This is a genomic window from Aquipluma nitroreducens, from assembly GCF_009689585.1.
In the GTDB taxonomy this organism is placed as follows: Bacteria; Bacteroidota; Bacteroidia; order Bacteroidales; family Prolixibacteraceae; genus Aquipluma; species Aquipluma nitroreducens.
The window spans coordinates 2,935,492-2,958,853 of the sequence record NZ_AP018694.1; the positions used below are offsets into that span (position 1 = coordinate 2,935,492).

20 protein-coding genes are annotated in these 23,362 nt (G+C 42.9%); 9 read left to right on the forward strand and 11 right to left on the reverse strand.

Features of this window, described 5'->3' with window-relative positions; genetic code table 11:
- Positions 1–97 precede the first annotated feature (97 nt).
- Positions 98–2,395 carry a beta-glucosidase BglX gene (gene bglX / locus AQPE_RS12310; RefSeq protein WP_318346796.1) on the reverse strand — a complete coding sequence of 766 codons (2,298 nt, stop codon included), beginning with the start codon at positions 2,393–2,395 and terminating at the stop codon, positions 98–100.
- A 163-nt stretch (positions 2,396–2,558) separates the two neighbouring features.
- Positions 2,559–3,896 (reverse strand): glucoamylase family protein, encoded by a 1,338-nt coding sequence (locus AQPE_RS12315; protein WP_318346797.1) that lies wholly within the window; start codon positions 3,894–3,896, stop codon positions 2,559–2,561.
- A gap of 152 nt (positions 3,897–4,048) precedes the next feature.
- On the opposite strand from AQPE_RS12315, the gene AQPE_RS12320 reads away from it, so the two are divergent.
- Genes AQPE_RS12320 through AQPE_RS12335 form a run of 4 tightly spaced genes read left to right on the forward strand, consistent with a single transcriptional unit; the run spans position 4,049 to position 5,617 of the window.
- Positions 4,049–4,660: a DapH/DapD/GlmU-related protein gene (locus AQPE_RS12320; RefSeq protein ID WP_318346798.1), complete on the forward strand. Its 612-nt coding sequence runs from the start codon at positions 4,049–4,051 to the stop codon at positions 4,658–4,660.
- Between the two features lie 2 nt (positions 4,661–4,662).
- Positions 4,663–4,866, forward strand: a complete 204-nt coding sequence (locus tag AQPE_RS12325; protein WP_318346799.1) for a hypothetical protein — start codon at positions 4,663–4,665, stop codon at positions 4,864–4,866.
- An 11-nt stretch (positions 4,867–4,877) separates the two neighbouring features.
- The gene (locus AQPE_RS12330; RefSeq protein ID WP_318351324.1) at positions 4,878–5,171 is read left to right on the forward strand and encodes a GNAT family N-acetyltransferase; all 294 of its coding nucleotides are present in this window, start codon (positions 4,878–4,880) and stop codon (positions 5,169–5,171) included.
- Positions 5,168–5,617: a GNAT family N-acetyltransferase gene (locus AQPE_RS12335; RefSeq protein WP_318346800.1), complete on the forward strand. Its 450-nt coding sequence runs from the start codon at positions 5,168–5,170 to the stop codon at positions 5,615–5,617. The genes AQPE_RS12330 and AQPE_RS12335 overlap by 4 nt, the downstream gene beginning before the upstream one ends.
- 105 nt (positions 5,618–5,722) lie before the next feature.
- Here the strand turns inward: AQPE_RS12335 and AQPE_RS12340 are convergent, their stop codons facing one another.
- Entirely contained in the window at positions 5,723–8,416 is a 2,694-nt protein-coding gene (locus tag AQPE_RS12340; RefSeq protein ID WP_318346801.1) for a transglutaminase domain-containing protein, read from the reverse strand.
- A 225-nt stretch (positions 8,417–8,641) separates the two neighbouring features.
- On the opposite strand from AQPE_RS12340, the gene AQPE_RS12345 reads away from it, so the two are divergent.
- On the forward strand, positions 8,642–9,652 hold the full coding sequence (locus AQPE_RS12345) for a fatty acid desaturase (protein ID WP_318346802.1): 1,011 nt from the start codon (positions 8,642–8,644) through the stop codon (positions 9,650–9,652).
- Positions 9,653–9,676: 24 nt separating this feature from the next.
- On the opposite strand, the gene AQPE_RS12350 is transcribed toward AQPE_RS12345, so the two are convergent.
- From AQPE_RS12350 to AQPE_RS12360, 3 genes are read right to left on the reverse strand one after another with little or no spacing between them, the layout of a single operon-like run.
- Positions 9,677–9,877 carry a GldL-related protein gene (locus AQPE_RS12350; RefSeq protein ID WP_318346803.1) on the reverse strand — a complete coding sequence of 67 codons (201 nt, stop codon included), beginning with the start codon at positions 9,875–9,877 and terminating at the stop codon, positions 9,677–9,679.
- A 45-nt stretch (positions 9,878–9,922) separates the two neighbouring features.
- Positions 9,923–10,864 (reverse strand): NAD-dependent epimerase/dehydratase family protein, encoded by a 942-nt coding sequence (locus AQPE_RS12355; RefSeq protein ID WP_318346804.1) that lies wholly within the window; start codon positions 10,862–10,864, stop codon positions 9,923–9,925.
- 53 nt (positions 10,865–10,917) lie between these two features.
- Positions 10,918–11,193 carry a putative quinol monooxygenase gene (locus AQPE_RS12360; RefSeq protein ID WP_318346805.1) on the reverse strand — a complete coding sequence of 92 codons (276 nt, stop codon included), beginning with the start codon at positions 11,191–11,193 and terminating at the stop codon, positions 10,918–10,920.
- Between the two features lie 228 nt (positions 11,194–11,421).
- Here AQPE_RS12360 and AQPE_RS12365 point away from each other — a divergent pair, with 228 nt between their 5' ends.
- Both AQPE_RS12365 and AQPE_RS12370 read left to right on the forward strand, forming a co-directional pair.
- A complete protein-coding gene (locus tag AQPE_RS12365; RefSeq protein ID WP_318346806.1) occupies positions 11,422–11,604 on the forward strand; it encodes a hypothetical protein in 183 nt (60 codons plus the stop codon).
- A 96-nt stretch (positions 11,605–11,700) separates the two neighbouring features.
- On the forward strand, positions 11,701–14,046 hold the full coding sequence (locus AQPE_RS12370) for a glycoside hydrolase family 20 protein (protein ID WP_318346807.1): 2,346 nt from the start codon (positions 11,701–11,703) through the stop codon (positions 14,044–14,046).
- 59 nt (positions 14,047–14,105) lie between these two features.
- Here AQPE_RS12370 and AQPE_RS12375 read toward each other — a convergent pair whose 3' ends face one another.
- From AQPE_RS12375 to AQPE_RS12395, 5 genes are all read right to left on the reverse strand, one after another.
- On the reverse strand, positions 14,106–14,873 hold the full coding sequence (locus AQPE_RS12375) for an IS5 family transposase (protein ID WP_318346808.1): 768 nt from the start codon (positions 14,871–14,873) through the stop codon (positions 14,106–14,108).
- Positions 14,874–15,025: 152 nt separating this feature from the next.
- On the reverse strand, positions 15,026–16,375 hold the full coding sequence (locus AQPE_RS12380) for an ATP-binding protein (RefSeq protein WP_318346809.1): 1,350 nt from the start codon (positions 16,373–16,375) through the stop codon (positions 15,026–15,028).
- Between the two features lie 619 nt (positions 16,376–16,994).
- Positions 16,995–17,240: a hypothetical protein gene (locus tag AQPE_RS12385; RefSeq protein WP_318346810.1), complete on the reverse strand. Its 246-nt coding sequence runs from the start codon at positions 17,238–17,240 to the stop codon at positions 16,995–16,997.
- A 229-nt stretch (positions 17,241–17,469) separates the two neighbouring features.
- The gene (gene metG, locus AQPE_RS12390) at positions 17,470–19,503 is read right to left on the reverse strand and encodes a methionine--tRNA ligase (protein ID WP_318346811.1); all 2,034 of its coding nucleotides are present in this window, start codon (positions 19,501–19,503) and stop codon (positions 17,470–17,472) included.
- Between the two features lie 407 nt (positions 19,504–19,910).
- The gene (locus AQPE_RS12395; RefSeq protein WP_318346812.1) at positions 19,911–21,482 is read right to left on the reverse strand and encodes a hypothetical protein; all 1,572 of its coding nucleotides are present in this window, start codon (positions 21,480–21,482) and stop codon (positions 19,911–19,913) included.
- Positions 21,483–21,520: 38 nt separating this feature from the next.
- Here AQPE_RS12395 and AQPE_RS12400 point away from each other — a divergent pair, with 38 nt between their 5' ends.
- Both AQPE_RS12400 and AQPE_RS12405 read left to right on the forward strand, forming a co-directional pair.
- Positions 21,521–21,829: a hypothetical protein gene (locus AQPE_RS12400; RefSeq protein WP_318346813.1), complete on the forward strand. Its 309-nt coding sequence runs from the start codon at positions 21,521–21,523 to the stop codon at positions 21,827–21,829.
- A 107-nt stretch (positions 21,830–21,936) separates the two neighbouring features.
- A complete protein-coding gene (locus AQPE_RS12405) occupies positions 21,937–23,313 on the forward strand; it encodes a TrpB-like pyridoxal phosphate-dependent enzyme (RefSeq protein WP_318346814.1) in 1,377 nt (458 codons plus the stop codon).
- The last annotated feature ends 49 nt before the right edge of the window (positions 23,314–23,362 follow it).

Consider the following 23,362-nt stretch of genomic DNA (forward strand, 5'->3'; position numbering starts at 1 on the left):
ATTGGGTTAGGAGAAGGGAGGAGGGATTCCGGAGACAGGAAAATGAGAGCAGATTAGTATTCCGTTCTCCCTTTTCCTGTTTCCGTTCTCCGGATTTTTATTTCAACACAAAACCGGCTTCGAGCGTATTAGCTGAATTGGTTCCAACAAAAACTTTGAAGTCGCCAGGTTCGCTGACGAATTTCAGGTCGCTGTTGTAAAAGCGCAGGTCTTTTTCAGTCAGGGTAAACTCAACCGTGCGGGTTTCACCTTTTTTCAGGAATACTTTCTGAAAACCTTTCAGTTCCTTCACCGGACGGGTTACGCTGCCAACCATGTCGCGGATATACAGTTGAACAACTTCGGCACCATCGTAGTTTCCAGAGTTATTCAGGTCAACCGAAACTTTTAGTTTCCCGGTAGCCGTTAGGTTCGAATCAGACAATTTCAGGTTTTTATAATCGAAAGTGGTATAGCTCAAACCGAATCCGAATGGGAACAATGGGTCGTTCGAAACATCAAGGTAATTCGAGCGGAATTTTGAGAACCATTTCCCTTCGTCCAACGGACGGCCGGTGTTTTTGTGGTTATAATAGAGCGGAATTTGTCCAACATTTTGTGGGAAAGTTGAGCTCAATTTTCCGGATGGATTGACTTTGCCCAACAACACGTCGGCAATGGCATTTCCGGCTTCGGAGCCTGCAAACCACACATTCAGTATAGCCGGAATATTGGCTTTTTCCCAGTTAATGGTCAGCGGGCGGCCGGTAAACAGCACCATCACCACCGGCTTTCCGGTTGCCAGCAAAGCTTCTAATAATTCTTTCTGGTTCTCAGGAAGGCTGATGTCGGAGCGGCTCGAAGCTTCGCCACTCATTTCGGACGATTCGCCAACTGCGGCAATCACAACGTCTGATTTTTGGGCTGCAGCAACCGCTTCAGCAATCATTTCTTTTTGTGAGCGGCTATCCCATTTGGTTGGTTTCCCAAAAATGCTGATTCGCGCGTCGAGTTTCGGGTCGCTCACCACATTGGTTCCCATGGCATACAGAATGTTTGCTTCATTTCCGAGCACATTTTTCAACCCATCGAGCAACGAAACCGATTTTGCAAAATCACCAGCGACACTCCAGGTTCCAGGCATATTTTCGCGATTGTCGGCCAACGGGCCAACCAAAGCAATGGTTTTTTTATTCTGAAGTGGCAATGTTTGATTGTCGTTTTTCAGCAAAACAAACGTTTGAGCGGCAATTTCGCGGGCTGCTTGTCGGTTTTCAGGAGTAAAAACTTCGGCTTTGGCGCGGTTTACGTCGCAATACCGATATGGATCGTCGAACAATCCGAGTTTGTATTTGGCTTCCAGAATGCGGCGGCAAGCCTCGTCAATTTTTTGCTGAGTTACTTTTCCTTCTTTCAGCGATGCTTCGATAGTGGTCAAAAGTCCATCGCTCACCATGTCCATATCCACGCCGGCATTCAGGGCCAAAGCCGAAACTGCTTTCAGGTCGCCCATTCCATGCGGAGTCATTTCTGCAATACCGGTATAATCGGTCACCACAAACCCGTTGAAACCCCATTCTTTGCGCAGAAGGTCAGTCAACAGCCACTTGTTGCCTGTGGCCGGAATTCCGTCGATTTCGTTGAATGATGCCATGATGCTGCCTGCTCCTGCATCGAGAGCCGCTTTGTAAGGAGGCAAATATTCGTTGTACATGCGAATGTGGCTCATGTCAGTTGTATTGTAATCGCGGCCTGCTTCGGCGGCACCATACAGTGCGAAGTGTTTCACGCAAGCCAGAATGGTGTTGTTTTTCCGAAGGTCGTCGCCCTGATAACCTTTTACCATGGACTGGGCAATTTTAGAGCCCAGGTAAGTGTCTTCTCCTGAACCTTCGGAAACACGTCCCCAGCGCGGATCGCGGGCGATGTCGACCATCGGTGAGAAGGTCCAGCAAATACCGTCGGCACTGGCTTCCTGTGCCGCAATGCGGGCGCTATATTCAATCAAAGCCATGTCCCAGCTGCACGACATTCCCAGCGGGATCGGGAAAACGGTCTGGTAACCGTGAATGACGTCCATCCCAAAAATCAGCGGGATTTTAAGGCGGCTTTGTTCTACAGCGATTTGCTGCACCGCACGGATTTTTTCGGCTGATTTGATGTTGAAGAGTCCTCCAACTTTACCTTCTTTTATCTTTTCGGCAATGTTATTGTTGCTTCCAGCGCCGGTAATAATATCTCCGGAAGCTGGTAAATTTAGCTGACCTAATTTTTCCTCAAGCGTCATCTTTTTCATGAGGTTTTCAATAAAGGTCTTCATTTTAAGATCTTCGCCGGAAGGATTTGCGAAAGTGAATGACATGAGCACAGTGCTGCACAATGCCAGTAAAATCAACAGAGTTGTTGTCTTTTTCATTTTAGTGGTTTTTAAATCTTGTTTGTTTGCGTTGTGGTGAATGCAAATATGAAGGTTTGTTTCGAGTTACACGTCATTGGAGCAAAAATTTTAAGCGAAAATGTTGCGCGTTTCGTGTTTCGAGTTAAAACCCGGAACTCGTATCTCGCAACCCGTAACATTTTTAGAAAGTAAATCCCAGCTTGGTCAATCCATTCTGAACATCTTTATCCTGCATAAATAGTTTCCACAACAATTGCGAACGGTAGTTCTCAATCATCACCACGATTGGTCCCTGATCGATAGCCAGGTAATGCGACGGACACCAGTTTTCGGTTTCACTAAAGGCATCGTAAAAACCATATTTGCCCCAAAGTTTGCTTCCCATTTTTTCATAGAAATAGCGGGCTGCACGCATACTTTCTTCCGGAGAATACGGAAAGGAAGAAAGCGCAGCAGTAGGCGAAATTACTCCCAAATCGTTTGAGGGCATATGGGCATCGTATCCATTAATTGAGTAACTGGCCGTCAGACCCCAACATTCGGGTCCGTAGTCTTTAAATTTCTTCGGATTTTCGACACAGTAATTGTAATCGATCATCACCTGGTTGCGGTTTTCGTCCCAGTAACTGGCATATTTGTCCTTCAGGTTTCGCGGATCAAGTCCGAGGTAGGAGTAGTGTGCCCAGAACAAAGGACCTCCATATTCGGCAGCACCGTTGTGTTTTAGCTTCAGGGTATAACCGTATTTGGTTGTTTCGGCATTTATGCCACCGCCACGTGCCCAGCATTGGTGGTAAGCTTCGGGCGAGAGCGGATAGGTTGGCGAACTGGCTCCCAAAACATACGCAATCAGGCATTCGTTGTAACCTTCAATGGCGAAATTCATTTCCCAGTTGTAGGTTGGCGACCAATGCCAGTACAAAGCCGGTTTGCCATTCTGATACCAGCTCCATTCGACTTCGTTACACAGTTTGGCAATTTGGTCGGCCAGTGCTTTCTCTGCCGGAACATCCTGTTTTAGGTAATTCTTAACGCAAATTAATCCCTGAATCAGGTAAGCTGTTTCGACAATATCGCCGCCGTTATCTTTGGTGCTGAATGGTTTAACTTTCCCGGTTTCGCCAAACATCCAGTGTGGCCATGCACCATGAAAGCGATCTGCTTTTTCGAGAAACGAAGTAATTTTTGCCAGACGTCCAATTCCGGCTTCACGGGTAATAAAACCGCGATCTATTCCAACCACGATCGACATTACCCCAAACCCTGAACCTCCGGAAGTGACCACGTTTTTATCGTTTTCAGGATAAACGCCGTCGGTATGAATACGCTCGCAGGCCATTCCGGAGTTGGGTTCTGCCCCATCCCAGAAATACTGGAAGGTACGGTATTGAATGGTGTCAAGGAGCTGGTCGTCGTTCAACTGACTTTGAGATTTCTTTTCTTCATTTGGCTTATGCGGTAAAAAAGAACAAGCTGTTGCCAGTAAAATAATCAGATTAAGTTTGAATAGTTGCATCATCACTTTCTGTAATATCTGTTAGTTGTTCAAAACTAATCAATTCGCCGGATAGAAAATAGCTTTTGTTGGAATAACCTTCGATCGATATCGTTTGAAATGTCAGATTTATTCTATTATTTGGCACATTATAATTTCACCAGTACTTTGCAAAAATGAGATTCATCAACGACTTCATCAACAACTTTTCTTCGATTTTTCCTGATCAGCAGAACTTAATGCCCTGGGAAATTACCAACAACCTGAAGGAAATTATTCATAAACAATTGCTTCAACTTGGCGATGACTATGAAATTAACGATGGTGTTGCTGTTCACAAAACTGCGATCGTTGAGAACGGAGCAGTGCTGAAAAGTCCTGCAATAATTGGCTCCAATTGTGTAGTAGGTGCAAACGCGTATTTTCGCGAAGGCGTTTATTTGGATCATTCGGTTAAAATCGGACCCGGGTGCGAAATTAAAAGCAGCATTATTTGCTCGGGAACTGCTATTGCCCATTTCAATTACATCGGGAACAGCATTATTGGCCGGAATGTGAATTTCGAAGCTGGATCAATCGCTGCAAACCATTACAATGAAAGGACTTCGAAGCGGATTTCCGTTTTATACGAATCGGAAGTTATTGATACTGGTGTGGAGAAATTTGGTTCGTTGGTGGGCGACAACTCTAAAATTGGAGCAAATGCAGTTTTATCTCCCGGAACCATACTTGATAAGAATACAATTGTGAAAAGGCTCGAATTGGTGGAGCAATATAAAATGGAATAGGAATGGAAAATGTTGAAATTAGAAAAGTAACATTAGCTCATGTTGAGCAACTTCAACAAATAGGCAGGCAGACATTCATAGAAACTTTCAGGGAAATAAATACCGAAGAAAATATGACTAAATACCTGGATGAAAGTTTCAACATCAGCAGATTGATCGGTGAAATTCAGAATTTTACTTTGCGGTCGTTGATGCGAAGGTTGTAGGCTATCTAAAAATTAATCGTGGCGATGCGCAAACCGAGTTGAAAAGCGATAACACGCTTGAGCTTGAACGAATATATGTTTTGAATGAATTTCAAGGTAGGAAAGTAGGACAAACTCTGTTTAATAAAGCCTTTCAACTGGCAGAACAAAGCAAGGTCGACTATTTATGGCTTGGAGTTTGGGAAGAAAATCACAAAGCGCTAAAATTCTATGCAAAAAATGGGTTTACCGCTTTCAATAAACATGTGTTTGTATTGGGAGATAGTATTCAAACCGATATTATGATGAAACGCCAAATCACATGAATAGAAAAATTTCTATCGCTTGCCTGAACGATTTACCTAAACTTGCCGATTTGCTGAACGACCTGTTTACTCAGGATATTGAGTTTGTACCTGATTTGGAAAAGCAAAAGAATGGGCTTGAAGCGATAATCCGCAATCCTGAAATTGGTGAAATCCTTGTGCTGAAAGGCGATGGCAAGATTTTAGGAATGGTTGGTTTGCTTTACAGCATCAGTACTGCTTTAGGCGGAAAAGTTGCGATACTGGAGGATATGATTATTCATCAGGATTACCGGCAAAAAGGACTTGGCAAGGAATTGCTCGGAGAAGCCATCCGTTTTTCGAAAGAACGGAACTGTTTGCGACTGACCCTGCTGACCGATTTCAATAATGATACGGCGATTAATTTTTACCAACACTTCGGATTCAAAAGGTCTGAAATGATACCGATGAGGCTGGTATTTTGACTAAATTTATAATGTCCGTCAGCTAAAGCAGACGGTAAAGAATGTTCCAAATTTGTTCAACGTCAGACCTATCCTTTGCCGTTCACTTTAGTGAACGGACAGGTTTTATGGCTTGCTGCACGAAGCTTTCGCCTCCATCATTTTCGGATTCGCTTCAATGGTCGAGATCACTTTCAGGAGTTGTTCTCCCATGCCAATTTTGTAACCCGACGAGAACAGATACACATTTCCTGTGGCATCACAGAACAACACCAGCGGAAGTTTGTCTTTCAATCCGGAGCCGTAAATAGCCGAAACGGCATTCAGGATTTGGTCATTCGGGTCAATACCACTTTCCATTTTGGCGGGCAGTTGGTAGGTTTTCAAAACTCCGGCTTGTCCGGCTTTTTCGGCAGGCATGGCCAGCACGAATTGTCCGCCCCACTTGTTGAATTGATCGACGTAAGGTCCAAGATCGTTCAGAATGTGTTTCGACGGTTCTTTGTCAGGATCGAGAACCACCAGCACCGAATACTTTCCGGCAACCAAAGATGACAGACTTACAGTTTTTCCTTCTTTTTCAAGGTTCAGCGCATCGAGATTCAACTTTCCTGATGGTTTCAGTTCGCCCGATTGTTTGCGCAACTCAACCGCAACCGTGGTCAATTTGCCCTTTTCAACAGAGAAAAAGGTCATGCTGCTCAGTACTGATCCGTCTTCCTGTCGATTCCCAGTCACCAGTGCATATTGCCCAACTTCCAGTTCAATTGGTTTTTCCGAATTGGTCAATTTTCCACCTTCCGGAAATTCGAGAGTTCGGTAAAATCCGTCCTTCAGAAATCCGATGGTGTAATGCAGGTAATATTGAGGAGTTACCGCATTGCCTTTTTCTGTCAGTTTCAGCATGCCTTTTTCGGGCTGTGTTGTTGCAACAGTATCAAAACTTATGCGTAGCCACTGTCCGCTTTTGTTGTACTCCGGAATCTGTGTTTCCGGATTTAGTCGGGCTGGAATGCCAAAAGTGCGGCAGGCTGCCACGAAGAAAATGTCGCGCGAAAGCGGATCGGCTACACGTAGCTTATACACACCAATCGGGCTAAGTGGCGCACGAGAATGTTTATTGGCTACTGTGTTCACCCGGATGTTTTCGCGAATCCAGTTGGTTAGTGCTGAAATATCGGTGCGCGATGATTGCGCCATTTCAGGACCAAACGAAGTGGCCAGAAAACTGCGCCACGGACTTAAATTTTCGAGGGCAATGCGGGGCGACAAAACATAGCGCGTAAACAGTTCTTTGGAGGGCACCAGCTTTTGCAAGCCCAATTGAGCTGTTTGTGCCAGATGATCGGTCAGGATAGTTTCAGTAGCATCGCTGTAATCTTTGTCGGCCAGTTGGATGGCCAGTTCCAGAACGGTGTTTCGGTATTGTGCTGCATTTTTTTCGAGATAAGCCGAAATCTGATCCCAATTGCCATAACTCAGTTTAATTAGCCGTGAAATGGTATCGATAGGGAGTTTTGTTTTGGCTGCAAATTCAGCAATCCAGACCGAGTCTTTAAATGTTTTCATGTACGCGTTCCGGATTTCATCTTCTTTGGCCAACCTGAGATCATTGGCTTTTTTTGCTTCCGGAGTAACTGTGCTTTCCACTTTGGTAGCATGTGGCGGAACCAAATCGAACGATTCAGATTTATGGGTTGGAATGGTTTGATCGAGAATCAGTTGGAGCGTATCTTTTTCAGGAACAGAAAATTTCTGATAGGCAAACTTTCCATTTTTCGCCGCCCAAATTACAAGGTCGCCCATCCCGGTTATCAGGCTAGCTTGTCCGCTGGTATTGGTATATCCTGAAGCAATCGGGTAATATTCGGCATAATTGTATAACTGAAATTCAACTTTTGCGCTGTCGGCAGGTGATCCGTTGGCTTCCTTTACCGAAACGATTATTTTTTTTGTAGTGGCGTAATTCGAACTCAGGTTCAGTTCTGAAAAGCGATCTTCCGGAGTGAGCACTTCGTCGGTTCCAAAATATTTGCCATAAGCACGGGTATGCACCAGCATGATTCGCTTGGCGGGTTCGCTGAACCAACCCATGTCCAAATCGACATCAGGCTCACAGGCGCCCAGGTAATGCCATTTGCCATCGATCCAAACTTCTACCCAGGCATGGTTGTCGTCGGTATGCGCCCAGCGCGGCGTATAAACCTGGCGGGCGGGAATTCCGGCAGTACGCATGGCAGTAACCGTGAAAGTCGATTCTTCGCCGCAACGTCCGAATGTTTTCTTAATGGTGCTCAATGGTGCACTGGTACGCGAATCGGTTCCACGGTAGTTCACTTTTTCGTGGCACCAATGATTGATTTCGAGCGCTGCCTCCTTCATACTCAATCCTTTGATGCGCTGCGCAATTTCGTCGTACATCACTTCGCGGAAATTATCGAGGTTTTCGTTATTCACGCGCAAAGGCAATACAAAGTGCAGAAATTCTTCCTCCGGAATGGTCTTTCCCCACGGCATTTCGGTGCGGGTTTTCAGGCTGAACCGCGCATTTTTCAGGAAAAATTCAGGTTGATAATCGGCCAGATCGCTCAATGGCATATAGGCATACAGGAATTCCATAGCCTGTTTTTCGTCCGGAGAAAGTGACTGGTCGAAAATGCCCCAGATAGGGATTATGCTTTTTGAAGTCAGCTCTTTTTGAACGGTCAGCATTCGCTGAATGTCGGCCTTTCGTTCAGGATTTTGAATTAGCTCTTGCTTTTTCGAACACGAAATGAGGAGGATAGAAATCAGAATAGCTGAAATGAATTTATTTGCCATTGAGTTTAAAGTTGGTGGCCAGACCTTTTGTGGTCGGGGATGCGCAAATTAAGCAATTTTTCAGGTTAAACCAGTGTGAAAAAATGCAGGTTTTCACTTTACCGGAACTGAAAGGTATCTGGATTATTTTGCATCATAACCAGTTTTAACACAACTTCGAACAACCAAAGGATCGCAAAAACGTTTAATAATCTGGTAAGTAGAATTTTTAATAGAAGGAATAGAATGAAAACAACAGAAAAAGACGAACCGGCCGCGAACCCCTGGTTAGTCATCAACAAAAACATTGAAAAATACCAGAGACCCAGCATCGAACGAAGTATTTGGCAAATCGCAAACACATTCATTCCCTATGTCGGATTGTGGATTTTAATTGTTTACAGCCTTTCGGTTTCGTATTGGCTAACGGCTTTTCTTATTCTTTTGGCAGCAGGCTTTTTGGTTCGGCTTTTCATTATTTTCCACGATTGCGGGCACGGATCGTATTTTAAATCGCAAAGGCTCAATCGGATAGTAGGCATGTTTTTCGGAATATTGGCTTTTACACCTTACGACAAATGGCACAACCAACACATGCGGCATCATGGCTCGGTTGGGAATCTCGACAAGCGTGGGGTGGGCGATGTGTGGACGATGACCAAAGAAGAATATCTGTCGAGCAACAAATGGAACAGGCTTAAATACAGGATTTATCGTAATCCGTTAGTCTTGTTTGGAATCGGTTCGCTTTATGTATTTCTGATTCAGAACCGGTTGACTCAGAGTGGAATGACACGAAAGGAAATCGTAAATGTCTGGTTGACGAATGCGGCTTTGTCCATTCTCTTTCTTGTGATGGGTTTAACAATCGGGTTCGGCACTTTTGTGATCATTCAGCTTTCGATTCTTTACATCGCGGCTATTTCCGGATTGTGGTTGTTCTACCTGCAACACCAGTACGAAGAAGTGAACTGGTTCAGGAATAAGGATTGGAATTACCGCAAAGTTGCGTTGGAAGGCAGTTCGTTTGTGAAGTTTCCAAAGCTGTTGCAATGGTTTTCGGGAAATATCGGATTTCATCATATTCACCATCTGAACTCGCGCATTCCAAACTATTACCTCAATAATTGCTTCCGTGAAAACACTGTATTTAACGAAGTAAAACCCGTTACTTTCCTGATGAGTTTACGATCGTTGAAGCTCCGTTTATGGGACGAACAAATCCAAAAGATGGTGACTTTTAGCGGACGGCATTAAGGTTTTGGTTTTTTCCCCTATGTTCTATTTATCTTTATCGGCTAAGATATTTTTCAAACGGCTGACCTCGAAGGTGCTGATTACGAAATGCGTTAGCAATCCAGCCATCAGGAAAAAATCGCCATTTGGATAATGCTGAAGCCGGAAAAAGGCTCCAACAAAAACAGAGATTCCCGATACCAGTAGCAGGTACTTCATTACTTTGTTCATCAACTTTGAGTTCATAGTTTTAGATAAGTTATTTTTCAATACAATTAAAGATTTGGTTCGCTATTCCTGAATTTTTATAGAATCGGCAGTTAGGATTTCTTTTAATCCAATATGATAAGGCGTTGGCTTAAACCCGAATCGTTTTTCAAATTTACTGCTGTCGAAAATATAATCCTTTTTATACTGATACATCATTTCCAGAATCTCTTTCATGATTGGGGTGAAGTAACCCAGAATCCAAACCATATATCTGTTTACCAATTGGTAATTTGGTTTAATACCCAGTTCGCTGGCGATTAACCAGGTCCATTGTGCCCCGGTAAACGGATCGGCCGCTGTTGGCAAATGCCACACCTGATTGTAGGCATCGGAAGTGTTTCCGAGCAAGGCAGTAGCTTTTCCGGCATCAGGAGTGTATGTATAGGAATGTTTCGAATTTACAGAACCCAAAAGGTTCGCTTTTCCGCCTATAGTAAGCGGCTTGATAATGGTTTCGTTCAACATACTTGAACTCTTAATTCCGGGGCCATAGAAATCAGCCGAACGTGCAATGAGTGCAGTTAGTTTTCCCGCTATTACTTCATCCATAATCATTTGGGCAACTTCGGCTCTTACCTGTCCTTTTTTGCTTGGTGGCTTGATGGGTGTATCTTCGGTCATCCGATCGAGGTATTTCGGATCATACATGTATATGTTATCGAAAAACACCAGTTTGGCATTGAATTCTTTGCAGGCTGAAATCACGTCGGCTATAAATTTGGGCCAAACTTCCTTCCATACTTTTGCGCTGTATGGGAAACCAACCGTTACATAAACAATTTCAGAACCTTCAACTGCTTTACGAACATCGTCGGTATTCAGCAAATCAGCAGCCATTAATTCGTCCGATTTATTTACTTTCTTCGGGTTTTGGCTAACCAACCTTATTTTGTTGGTATAGGTTTTAAGCGCCTTTGCGAGTTCAACCCCGATTGCACCGCCTGATCCAAGTATTGTTTGCATACGTTTTCGTTTTTTGTAATTTGAATGACTCAAAAAAGAAGTTTTAAACGAACTTAGAATTCGAATTTTTCCAGTTTGATTTCGGCGAAATTTTGAAGAACAACAATGTTTTTTACAAAATGTGTTGTTTTTTCGTGAGCGGCGAGTGCTTCACTGTCTTTCCATGTTTCGCAAATAAGCAATACATTGGGGCGGGTAGCACTTTCGTACACATCGTACGCGATACAACCGTCTTCCTTTACCGAAAAAGCAGTCAATTCTTTCGCCGCTTCCAATACTTTAGTGTGGTTTACACCTTCAACTGAGATAAATACATTTAATCGAATCATGATGTTACTTTAAATTTATGTTGTTGTAAATGCAGGAATAATCTACTGCCAGATGCAAGTATTTGTCGCATCCGTTGTTTGTTAAATATTACCCAAAGATAAGAACCACAATAGACAGATAGGTCACAATAGTGAAATTAAATTTATTGTGTTTTATGTGTCTATTGTGGTTTCAATACAGCTGATTGGATTCAATTCTATTTCTTAAGCTGATTTACTTTAAAGGCAATGGCATATGTTGAAGACAGAGCTTTTGACAAACTTTCAGGAACTGAAATTTTGAAAGCCTCGCCATTGGCTCTTCATTTCATTGAGCTTTTTTCCCCCAAGCAAAGTTTTATATTTTTGGTTATTGATGTTTCATATGGATCAAAAATAGGATCTAGAAAATTAAAAGCACGAACTTTTTAAAAAAATTAGAAAACATTGCCTGTGTTTTGTTAATTTATAATTATTGAAATTAAAATTTATCTTATCTTAGTCCCTCCTAAATAAAACGAATCTACAATGAAACAATTAATTACAGGAATCATGATTTTGGTGAGCCTTGCCTTCATCTGGAGTTGCAAGCCAAACAGAACGTTCTCTGAAAGCGAAATTGCCCTAATCCCGCAGGTTCAGAAAATGACCTTAGGAGAGTCGTCGTTTAAATTCAAGAAAAGCACTAAACTTGTTGTTGAAAGTGTTGATCAGGAAGTTATTGCCAGACAGTTTGCGGGTTTGTTTGAAAAATCATCTGGATGGAAACTTCAGGTTGTTGTTGGTGGCAACGAAGGATCGAACCAGGTTTACTTTAAAACCGAGCCTGTTATGGCACCTGAAGGATACATTCTCGAGGTTCAGAAAGACCGGATTGAAATCAAGGCGGCAAAACCGGCGGGTTTCTTTTATGCCACTCAGACTTTGCGCCAGTTGCTTCCAGTAGAAATAGAAAGTGCCCAGAAACAAAATAATATTGATTGGTTAGTTCCGGTTGTCAGTATTAACGATAACCCGGCATTCAAATGGCGCGGTTTTATGCTCGATGTTGTCCGTCACTTTTTCCCGAAGGAGGACATTCTTCGAATGATCGACAACCTGGCCTTGCATAAAATAAATACCCTTCATTTGCATCTGGTCGATGATCAGGGATGGCGTATTGAAATCAAGAAATACCCTAAACTGACCGAAGTAGGTGCTTGGCGTGTTAATCATGAGGATAAGCCCTGGAATTCGCGTCCCAAACAGCAAGCTGGCGAAAAGGCAACTTTTGGCGGATTCTATACTCAAGACGACATTAAAAAAATAGTGGCCTACGCCCAGTCGCACTTTATTACAGTTGTACCTGAAATTGAGATGCCGGCTCACGTCACTTGTGCATTGGCTGCTTATCCGCAGTTTTCGTGTAAAGGCGGGCCGTTTACTGTTCCTTCCGGAGGGTTGTGGCCGATTACCGATATTTATTGCGCCGGAAATGATTCGACCTTCTTGTTTTTGCAGGATGTTTTGTCTGAAGTGATCGATTTGTTCCCATCGAAATACATTCATGTTGGTGGCGATGAGGCTACCAAAACAGAATGGGAAAAATGCCCGAAATGCAAAGCACGAATTAGAACCGAAGGATTGAAAAACGTTGGTGAACTGCAAAGCTATTTCATGAAACGAATGGAAAAGTTTGTTAATTCGAAAGGACGTACCCTTTTGGGTTGGGACGAAATTCTGGAAGGTGGTTTGCCTGCTGAAGCTACCGTAATGAGCTGGCGCGGAATGCAGGGTGGTATCGATGCCGCCAAACAAGGTCACGATGTAGTGATGACTCCCAATTCATACGTGTATTTCGACTATTATCAGGGGCCTAAAGATCAGGAACCTTTGGCTATTGGAGGTTATCTGCCGTTGAGTACTGTTTACACTTTTAATCCTGTTCCAAAAGAATTAAATGCTGAAGAAGCCAAACACATTATCGGAGGTCAGGCCAATCTTTGGACAGAGTATGTGCCAACCTTTAAACATGTTGAATATATGACATTTCCTCGAATTGCAGCATTGGCTGAGGCTGTTTGGAGTTCGGGTGAAGTTCGTAATTGGGAAAGTTTTTCGCACCGCATTCAACTGTTTATGAAACGGTACGACCTGATGGGGATCAACTATTCGAAGAGCGCTTATGCTGTTATGGCAAAGCCTGGTTTTGATCCGGTAAAAAAACAGTTGGCTGTTGCCTTGAAAAGTGAGCTGGCCGGGCTTGAAATTCACTATACCACCGATGGAAGTGAACCAACGAATTTGTCGACAACTTATTCGGAACCGGTTTTACTCGATAAAACATCGACCTTGAAAGCAGTTACATTTTCTGACGGCATTCCCGTTGGAAAATCAATGACTCAATCGTTCAACATGAACAAAGCGACCGTAAAACCTGTCAAATATGTGATTCCTTACAGCGAAAATTATCCGGGTTCGGGTGAATATACGTTGGTGAATGGTGTTCGTGGAAGTACCAGCCATTCTGACGGCGAGTGGCAAGCCTGGGAAGGGAAGAACATGGAAGTGGTGATCGATCTGCAACAAGCAACAGAGATTCATACGATTTCAGTAGGTTCTCTTCAAAATATTGGCGCATGGATTTTTCTTCCCCGTAAGATGGAATATTTTGTTTCGAATGATGGTGTAAATTTCAAGAAAGTAGCCGAAAAAGTGAATGAAGCAGATCCACTTTCAGGAGAAAATCAATTGAAAGATTTTACCGTTGAATTTACGCCGGTGTCGGCCAATTTTGTGAAAGTAATAGCTTATAATTTGGGCAAAGCGTCTAAGGGTCACATGGGTGCCGGGCAAAATGCCTGGATGTTTATCGACGAAATAGCTGTGGAATAAGGAATTGTTGCCGATTTTATAACTTGAAATTTCTAAAAAACTTAGTGACTGTTTAAATTTTAATTTTTGATTCTATTAAGCATTAGTCTTATCATTGCAATCTGAATCATTACCTGGCTAGTGTTGGTCAGGTATTCGAAGTCTTTACTGAGTCTTCGGTAACTTTCAAACCAGGCAAACGTTCTTTCGACAACCCATCTTTTGGGAATAACGGTAAATTTACTGGAATGGTCTGATCTCAAAACGATTTCAAGTATCCAGCCGAATGTGGTTTTGGTCTTCTCTATGAGTTCTCCACGATAACCACCATCAGCAACGATCTTGACCAGCCTTTCGAACCTACCTTTCAGTAAGGCAATTACATCACTTGCTCCCTTGCTGTCATGCACATTTGCAGCATGTACAACAACGGCCAGCAGCAAACCCATTGTATCTGTAACAATATGGCGTTTGCGGCCTTTGATCATTTTGCCTCCATCAAAACCGCGAGATTCGCCGCCCAATCTGGTTGTCTTAATAGACTGGCTATCAATACAAGCCAAACTGGGAGATTCATATTTCCCTGCTTTCTTGCGTATTTTGTCGCGAAGCAGTTCATGTACTTGTTCTATGACACCGTTGTTCTTCCATCTAGTGAAATAGTAATAAACTAGTTCCCAATTGGGAAAACAGCCAGGTATCATACGCCATTGACAACCTGTTTTAATCAAATAGAAAATGGCATTGAAAATATCCCGTAAAGAATGTTTTCTCTTACGGTTGTCGTTTAAAATGCCACTTAATAGCATCCATTGGCTATCGGTGAGATTGGTTGGATAGTGTTTCATGTGTTCTTAACAGTTTGGTAACCATTAAGATAGCAAAACAAAACCAATTAATCAACTGATAGTCAGTGTTTTATTTGCAAATATTCTAAATTTAAACAGTCTCTTAGATAATGAAAAAGCCGTCTTCTCCTGAGAAAACGGCTTTTTCATTGCTATTTGGAGTTTATAAACCAGTCGAGGTATTTTTCGAGTTGTGTTCCCAGGTAATAGGGCAAGTTTAAGAGCTGATATGTTTTTCCTGAAGTCGTTTGGGCATTTGTAATACTCAGTTCTCCGGAATAAAACCGAACGGCAAATGTATGAGGCGCTTCATCCATGTAAAGATGCAGTGATTTTAATGTTCCTTCTTTTCCTGATTTAACCTCAATTGGAATCAGTTTCCCTTCAAAAGGGAAGATATAATCTACTTCAGCATTTGACGTCTTTTTCTCACGCACCCAAAACTGAAGAGCGCTCAATGCCAGATTCTGCGTGGAAAGTAGCTCTTGCCCTATCATGTGTTCAATGATTGTTCCCTGATAAACCGAGAGCAAATCGGCAGTTCCTAAAATTTCTTTCTGAATGCCAACCGAATAATTAATCAATCCGGTATCCAGCACTTGTAGTCTGGGCGATTTTTTAACATCAGGCATTAAAGGCAATGTAGCCGAAGTACAAGGGAAAATTAATTGGAGCAAAAGCGCTTTTTCTAAAATACGAAGCGCCTCGCCCATGTCGCGAGACTTATAGGCCGAATTGCCAAAACCTTCAAACTTGATACGCTTTCCCGCATTCGGGAATGAAAACGAAATAGCATGACGAATGTGCTGAATTTGTGAGGCTGAAGATGCATATTTCTCTACATCATCGAGATACGAAGCAATCAAAGAATCATAAATGGGAGAAAGTACAGTTAGGTCTTTATTCTGACTGTAGTTATTCACAATTTCGGGCATACCGCCAATGAGGGTATAGGTATGGAATAATTGCATCAATTTGGGGTGGGCAAAGTTTGCAAGCGGAACCTTTTCCAGTTGTGCTAAAGCAGTTTTTTCTCCCATTGCATCCAGAAATTCAGGGAAGGAAGCTGGTCGAACCACTTTATATTCAACCCGTCCAACCGGGAAACTGATGTTCTTGTCGAAAAGTGTTTCAAGCATACTTCCGGCAGTAATCACCGGAATATCGGGTTCCTGTTCATAAAAATATCTCAGGATATTTAATGCGGCTGGCACTTCCTGAATCTCATCGATAAAAATCAAGGTTTGTTTTTTCTTATCCAGTGAACAGTTTTTGATGAAAAACAGAGCCTGAACCAATACTTCAATTGAGGTAAATTGTTCAAAAGGCTGTCGGTCTTCCGGCAATTCTAAGTTCAGGTAAATGTATTGGTCAAACCGACTGGCAAATTGTTTCACCAGAGTGGTTTTTCCAACCTGTCTTGCACCTCTCAAAACCAGAGGTTTACGATTGGCGTCAGCTAGCCACTTATCAAGTTCTTTTATGAGACTTCGTTTAAACATGCCACAAAGTTAGGGTAATATTATATCATTAATGATATAAAGTTAGGGTAATTTTCATAAAATTTTGTCACAAAGTTAGGGTAGTTTTGTTTTCTGGAATGAAAAACCCGCCTTTTCGTAAGAATACGGGTCGCTAAACTATCAGTAATTGTTAATAATCTAAAGATTTAGGTTTTTCAAATTTTGGTTATTGTTCCAAAAACGAAGAAACTCGATGTTTTTTTCATCGACTAATCTGTAAAATAAGGAAATCTGTTTGTTTATCACGCATCGTTTTATACCAACACGATCAGTATTCTGAAATTCGACATTGCCTTCTTTTAAGTAATAGGAACTATTTATTGTCGTATTTTAAAAAGTACTCACCCCAACGTCCGCAAGCGGACGTTCTGCCCCTCTCTCGCGAGAGAGGGGAAAAGCATCGCAGATGCGCGGGGTGAGTCGGGATAAAAGCATGAATTCAAATGCGACATTATTTCATTCCCATTACTTAGTATGGTTTCAATTTCAAAAATTTTATAGATAAAGTTTTTGGCTTCTTTTTCTGACCAGTTTATAAGCAGATAATCGATGGTCTCATAAAAGTCAAGTTTCGCAAGCTTGTTCCAACGAACGGCTCTCATTTGAACTTCAGGTTTGGAAATTTATTCTGAGCTTCATTTACTACATCTTCATGTGTATATGTTTCGCCTTCTTCGCTTACTTGCAAGGCCAGATCAATTGCTTCATTTTCTTCTTCAGATAATTTATATTGTGTCTCTAAATTAAGAACTTCAAGTAACTGATTATATATCTTTTCAAAATCAGCTTCATTAAGACTATCAATTTTCCTGATGATTTTATTTTTCAATTCTAGTGTGTTCATAACCTGTGATTTTCAACAAATTTAGGTAAAATCTTAAAATAAAAACCCGCCTTCTCGTAAGAAAACGGGTTCGATTTATAGAGAGTAAGCAACCGATCCGCCTTGACGGCGGCACTGAGGCTTACGAAAACCGCCCCAACAGTAGTTGGCGCAATTATATTTTTATCGGTGCATGTAGAGACGCCATGCATGGCGTCTCTACATGCATGGCGTCTCTACCAAACATTCCTTACTTTATTTCCGATCCGTTTTTAACAGGTGCCACAGGAGTCACAAATTTTAGCGAACCATCGGCATCCTGTGCCATCAGGATCATTCCTTGTGACTGGATTCCTTTCAGTTCTTTAGGTTCAAGGTTTACCAATATGCTAACCTTTTGACCGACCACTTCTTCCGGACTGTAATATTCGGCAATGCCCGAAACGACTGTGCGTTTGTCGATTCCAGTATCGATGGTCAGTTTCAGCAATTTCTTGGTTTTGGGCACACGTTCAGCTTCCAGAATGGTTCCGGTGCGGATGTCCATTTTATTGAAATCGTCGAACGTGCAGTTTTCTTTAGCTGGCGCAACTTGTGCATTGGCAACTTCGTTGGCTTTTTTCGTTGCCAGCAGTTTATTTACCTGTTTTTCGATTACCTCATCTTCAATCTTTTCGAACAGTAATTCGGGAGTATTGGTTTGATGACCCGCTGGTAGCAGATTCGTGCGTCCCAGATTACTCCAGTTCAGTTCGTCCATATTCAGGAAAACCCGTAATTTGTCCATGCTGAACGGAAGGAATGGCGCGAAAATGATAGTCAGGTTGGCGGTGATCTGTAAACACACGTTCATGATGGTTTCCACACGCTTCGGATCAGTTTTCACTACTTTCCATGGCTCGGCATCAGCCAGATATTTGTTACCCAAGCGAGCCAGATCCATGGCATATTTCAGGGCTTCGCGGAAACGGTACTGCGAAATACTCTTCTCCACTTCAGCTTTAATGACTGAAATTTCGGCTAATGCAAGCCTGTCGGTTTCGGTCAACTCACCAGCCGCCGGAACTTTTCCGTCGTAATATTTTTGGGTCAGAACCAGTGCACGGTTGACAAAGTTGCCCAACACGGCCACCAGTTCGTTGTTATTGCGTGCCTGATAATCTTTCCAGGTAAAATCGTTGTCTTTGGTCTCAGGGGCATTGGCCGTCAACACATATTTCAGTACATCTTCCTTGCCGGGAAATTCTTCCAGATATTCGTGAAGCCAAACTGCCCAGTTACGCGAAGTCGAGATTTTGTCGCCTTCCAGGTTCAGGAACTCATTGGCCGGAACATTTTCGGGCAAAATGAACGAACCTTCAGCTTTCAACATGGCCGGGAAAATGATGCAATGGAAAACAATATTGTCTTTCCCGATGAAATGAACCATCTTGGTTTCCGGATCTTTCCACCATTTTTCCCATTCCGGAGTTAATTCTTTGGTGGCCGAAATATAGCCAATCGGGGCGTCGAACCATACGTACAGCACTTTGCCTTCAGCTTCATCCAACGGAACAGGAACTCCCCAGTTGAGGTCGCGGGTTACGGCGCGGGGCTGCAACCCACCGTCGATCCACGATTTGCATTGACCGTAAACATTCGATTTCCATTCTTTGTGGCCTTCCAAAATCCATTCTTTCAGCCAGCCTTCGTATTGTTCGAGTGGCAAATACCAGTGTTTGGTCTCTTTTAATTCCGGAGTGTTGCCGCTGATCATCGATTTTGGATTGATCAGTTCATTCGGACTAAGGGCACTTCCGCAGCTTTCGCATTGGTCGCCATAGGCACGCTCGAAACCGCATTTAGGACAAGTTCCAGTGATGTACCGGTCGGCCAGAAACTGCTTGTTTTCAGCATCGTAATATTGCTCCGAGGTTTTTTCGATGAATTTTCCACTTTCGTAAAGCTTGGTGAAAAAAGCGGATGCCGTTTGATGATGAACCGGTGAACTTGTGCGTGAATAAATGTCGAACGAAATTCCGAATTGCTCAAACGAGTCTTTAATCATGCCGTGGTATTTATCCACGATATCTTGCGGTGTAACTCCTTCATTCTTCGCTTTAAGGGTAATTGGGACGCCGTGTTCGTCTGATCCACCGATAAATGCCACTTCCTGTCCGTTCATGCGGAGGTAACGGGCATAAATATCAGCAGGAACATACACACCTGCAAGGTGTCCGATGTGAACCGGTCCGTTGGCATACGGCAAAGCCGAAGTAATGAGGGTACGTTTAAAGTCAGTCATTGTACAATGATTTTATTGAGGGTGACAAAGATAGTTGATTTTTTGTGCCGAAAGAAAAAGTTAGTAGTCACAGTCGATAGTATTCAGAATAAAAAACAAAATGCTTGTCCGGTATTGTACCTAAACAGGAAAAGGTTCTTGCTGGTGGCGACTGGCCTTGGCCGGTGAGCCGAAAAACAAGTGAAGGCGGCGTTAAAAAATCTTTTCTGTTTGAGCCGTTAGGCGAGTTTAAAAGATTTTAGCCGTCGAACGTTAGTTTTTCGGGCGAAGCGGGCACAGCCTTGACTTTTTTTGATTCCTTTTTTGTGTCAAGACAAAAAAGGAATTGGGGGTAAGGGGCAAAGCCCCTCCGATTAAAACAATTAGGTAAGTACTCGGATATTCATTAAAAACAAACAAGAGCGAATTTATTTCTTATCCTTTGATTTGTATTCAAAAAACTCTTCGGTTGATTGTATCCGTATTTGTCCGCTACCACCGGAAGGTGCCCAGCCAAAAGCTGAAGGGCCAGACTGACCCGATGATCCGCTGCGTCCGCTTGGGTTCCCAGCGCCGCCTGATCCGCCTGATCCGCCAAATCCACCTGAACCATTTATTCCACCCGATCCGCCTTCGCTGCGGGTAGTGATTAAATGACTATAGGGCATCGCATCCCGGGTAAAATGCAAGGTAATATTTCCGCCATAACCACCGGGGCCTCCCATTCCACCAGGTCCACCCCATCCGCCATCGCCGCCATCTTCGCCCGGGCCTTGATGCACCACTTCTACAACAACATCAACCACCTCATCCACATATTCGGTTTCAGTTGTTTCTACTTCCACTTCAACATCATATTCTTTTCCATCGGCATCTTTCCGTTTGTGTATTTCTTTTCGGATGACCCTTTTCGTCACTGGTTTTTTTACGGTTTGTTTTTCGATGTGTTTTTCAATCCATTTTTCTCCTTCACGTCCATTTCCACCCGAACCGCCATTCCCGCCATTCCCGCCATTTCCACCCGAACCGCCAAAAGAACTAACGTCCAGACTTCCTCCATCAGGATTGATCAGGTAACGGTATTCTTTGTTGGTAAAAAGATTTTGAGCATATACATACAGCAAATCAGTATTCAAAACCGAATCGCGGTAAAGATCGACCCAAACGCCAATGTCAGGCCCGTCATCACCAAATTCGCCATTCTGACCATTTTGACCATCGGAGCCATTGCCTCCCTGATAGCCTGGACTTCCAGAAGAACCGGAGAATCCGGGGATGCCTGAACTTCCGCTAAAATGTAGGTCGTAAGCATGTTTGTAATCAAGTTGAACTGAAAACGTATCTGCAATCGATGTGTTTCGTAACGAGTTGATAATTAGATTGGCATGGTGATTTTCTATTTTCATAAAATCAGGATCAATGGTAAATTTCCCATTCTTCCAATACCCACCTTTTCCTGAAAAAAGAAAGTTTCCGGACTCTTTGTTGTTTCTCCAATCATCGCAAACGCGAACAATTCCATTGTTAAATTCCGAAATTACTTCGCCGGGAATCTGGCTTCCGGGAGATTTATCGTAGTTGCCGGTTGGTCGGTATGCAATTTTTGTTTCGTAATTAAGAGGAAGCAATAATTCTTTAACCAAGTCTGGTTGTTTTCGCGGATATGCTTTAATGTCAATGTATTTCCCTTTCGACGGAATGAGTTCTTCATTAACGGAAATCTTACCCGAAAAATTGGTTCCGCCAACAACATCAACTTTATATTTCCACCACCAGACTGACCCACCCAACAGTCCAGTGGTTTTTTTGATTTTCCCATTTCTGTAGTAGGAGATAATCCCGATTTTAAACGATTCGCCCGGAAGAACCAATTGCTGTTTGTCGAAAGCAATCTGAATAGAATCAACTTTTTGAGAAGAGGGTAGGGCTAAAGCAGTCATTTTTATTCCTGAAATCAGGAAAACAACCAATGCTATTGTGAGAAGGTGATATCGTTTCATATCGTAAGAAGATTAGACCATAAGCAATGCTATGCTAAATGGCAAAAACCGTTCCGTTTTTATGCTTACTAAAGGCAATGGTTACCATTTTTTATCTTCGGGTTATAATTTCTTCTGCTGTAAAGAATATGTTTACTATTTCTCAGAAAGAATACCCCATTTCAGTTTTAAAACATGGAATAAGTATCAAATCGTTGCAATTTCTCCTTGAAAACCTAAAAAATATCGTTAGTTTTACTCGCTTTTTTAAAGAAGATATGTACAAGTCGCCTTTATACGGAAAAGAATGGAACTGGCGTAACATTAAAATGGAAACGCGAGAACTAAATATTGATTTGCGGTTGTAAAAACCGGGGAAAGGGATTTTCTGCGCTTATGCAGGAAGTCCCTTTCTTGTTTTAAATTGAAAATCTAAAGAACAATTAATAAACTACTAATCAAAAAAATCAAAATCATGGCCAGACAAAAGAAAATTTACCTCGATGAATCGGAAATGCCCAAGCAGTGGTATAACCTTGCACCCGATTTAATCACCCCACTTAATCCACCACTTGGACCGGGCGGAATTTCAGTTACTCCTGAAATGTTGGCTCCTGTTTTCCCGATGAACCTGATTGAGCAGGAAGTTTCGCAGGAACGATGGATCGACATCCCGGAAGAAGTGCGGCAGATTTTATTCCAGTGGAGACCAAGTCCACTGATTCGTGCTTATGAGCTGGAAGCCGCTTTGGGAACTCCAGCCAAAATCTATTACAAAAACGAAGGCGTTTCACCCGCCGGAAGTCATAAGCCCAATACTGCAATCCCTCAGGCTTGGTACAACAAACAATTCGGTATTAAGAAACTGGTAACCGAAACCGGAGCCGGACAATGGGGCTCTGCACTTTCGTATGCATGTGCGCAAATTGGAGGCATCGAATGTAAAGTATACATGGTACGGGTGAGTTTCGACCAGAAACCTTTCCGTAAAATTCTGATGCAAACATGGGGCGGCAAATGTGTGTCTAGTCCGAGTATGGAAACACAAGCTGGCCGTGACGTCCTTGCTGAATATCCTGACACACCTGGAAGTTTGGGAATCGCTATTTCAGAAGCAGTTGAAGAAGCAGTGAGCGATCCAACCGGAAAAACCCGTTATGCGCTGGGTTCGGTATTGAACCACGTCATGTTGCACCAAACTATTATTGGTCAGGAAGCTAAAAAGCAGTTGGCGAAAGTAGGCATTAAAAAACCGGATATCGTAATTGGCTGCTGCGGTGGCGGGAGTAATTTCGCCGGAATTTCCTTCCCATTCATGTACGATAAAGTGAATGGAGCCGACATACAGATTATTGGCGCTGAACCATTTTCTTGTCCAACATTGACCAAAGCTCCTTTCATTTACGATCATGGCGATGTGGCTAAAATGACTCCGTTGCTGGCCATGAACAGTCTTGGACACAATTTTATTCCGGCTCCAATTCATGCCGGTGGGTTACGCTATCATGGGATGGCGCCACTTGTAAGCGCTGCTTTGCGCGACGGACTAATGGACGCAGTTGCGATTCACCAAAGTGAATGTTTTGAAGCTGGATTGTTGTTCCTGAGAACAGAAGGAATTATTCCTGCTCCTGAAACCACCCATGCCATTGCAGCTACAATTCGCGAAGCCTTGAAAGCCAAAGAAGAGGGCAAGGAAAAAGTGATCCTTTTCAATTTCAGCGGACACGGTTTGATGGATTTGGTTGGTTACGACAAATACATGACTGGTCAGTTGCACGACTATGAATATCCGGAACATGAAATTGAAGCTAATCTGGCTAAATTGGTAGGTTATCCAATGCCGAAATAGAGATAAATAAAAGATCAAAGTAAAAAGGAGGTTCGAATGAGCCTCCTTT

Bases quoted from the DNA above. Each gene is read 5' to 3' on its own strand.
- bglX (WP_318346796.1), bottom strand. From the start codon at position 2,395: ATGAAAAAGACAACAACTCTGTTGATTTTACTGGCATTGTGCAGCACT.
- AQPE_RS12315 (WP_318346797.1), bottom strand. From the start codon at position 3,896: ATGATGCAACTATTCAAACTTAATCTGATTATTTTACTGGCAACAGCT.
- AQPE_RS12320 (WP_318346798.1), top strand. From the start codon at position 4,049: ATGAGATTCATCAACGACTTCATCAACAACTTTTCTTCGATTTTTCCT.
- AQPE_RS12325 (WP_318346799.1), top strand. From the start codon at position 4,663: ATGGAAAATGTTGAAATTAGAAAAGTAACATTAGCTCATGTTGAGCAA.
- AQPE_RS12335 (WP_318346800.1), top strand. From the start codon at position 5,168: ATGAATAGAAAAATTTCTATCGCTTGCCTGAACGATTTACCTAAACTT.
- AQPE_RS12340 (WP_318346801.1), bottom strand. From the start codon at position 8,416: ATGGCAAATAAATTCATTTCAGCTATTCTGATTTCTATCCTCCTCATT.
- AQPE_RS12345 (WP_318346802.1), top strand. From the start codon at position 8,642: ATGAAAACAACAGAAAAAGACGAACCGGCCGCGAACCCCTGGTTAGTC.
- AQPE_RS12350 (WP_318346803.1), bottom strand. From the start codon at position 9,877: ATGAACTCAAAGTTGATGAACAAAGTAATGAAGTACCTGCTACTGGTA.
- AQPE_RS12355 (WP_318346804.1), bottom strand. From the start codon at position 10,864: ATGCAAACAATACTTGGATCAGGCGGTGCAATCGGGGTTGAACTCGCA.
- AQPE_RS12360 (WP_318346805.1), bottom strand. From the start codon at position 11,193: ATGATTCGATTAAATGTATTTATCTCAGTTGAAGGTGTAAACCACACT.
- AQPE_RS12365 (WP_318346806.1), top strand. From the start codon at position 11,422: ATGGCATATGTTGAAGACAGAGCTTTTGACAAACTTTCAGGAACTGAA.
- AQPE_RS12370 (WP_318346807.1), top strand. From the start codon at position 11,701: ATGAAACAATTAATTACAGGAATCATGATTTTGGTGAGCCTTGCCTTC.
- AQPE_RS12375 (WP_318346808.1), bottom strand. From the start codon at position 14,873: ATGAAACACTATCCAACCAATCTCACCGATAGCCAATGGATGCTATTA.
- AQPE_RS12380 (WP_318346809.1), bottom strand. From the start codon at position 16,375: ATGTTTAAACGAAGTCTCATAAAAGAACTTGATAAGTGGCTAGCTGAC.
- AQPE_RS12385 (WP_318346810.1), bottom strand. From the start codon at position 17,240: ATGAACACACTAGAATTGAAAAATAAAATCATCAGGAAAATTGATAGT.
- metG (WP_318346811.1), bottom strand. From the start codon at position 19,503: ATGACTGACTTTAAACGTACCCTCATTACTTCGGCTTTGCCGTATGCC.
- AQPE_RS12395 (WP_318346812.1), bottom strand. From the start codon at position 21,482: ATGAAACGATATCACCTTCTCACAATAGCATTGGTTGTTTTCCTGATT.
- AQPE_RS12400 (WP_318346813.1), top strand. From the start codon at position 21,521: ATGGCAAAAACCGTTCCGTTTTTATGCTTACTAAAGGCAATGGTTACC.
- AQPE_RS12405 (WP_318346814.1), top strand. From the start codon at position 21,937: ATGGCCAGACAAAAGAAAATTTACCTCGATGAATCGGAAATGCCCAAG.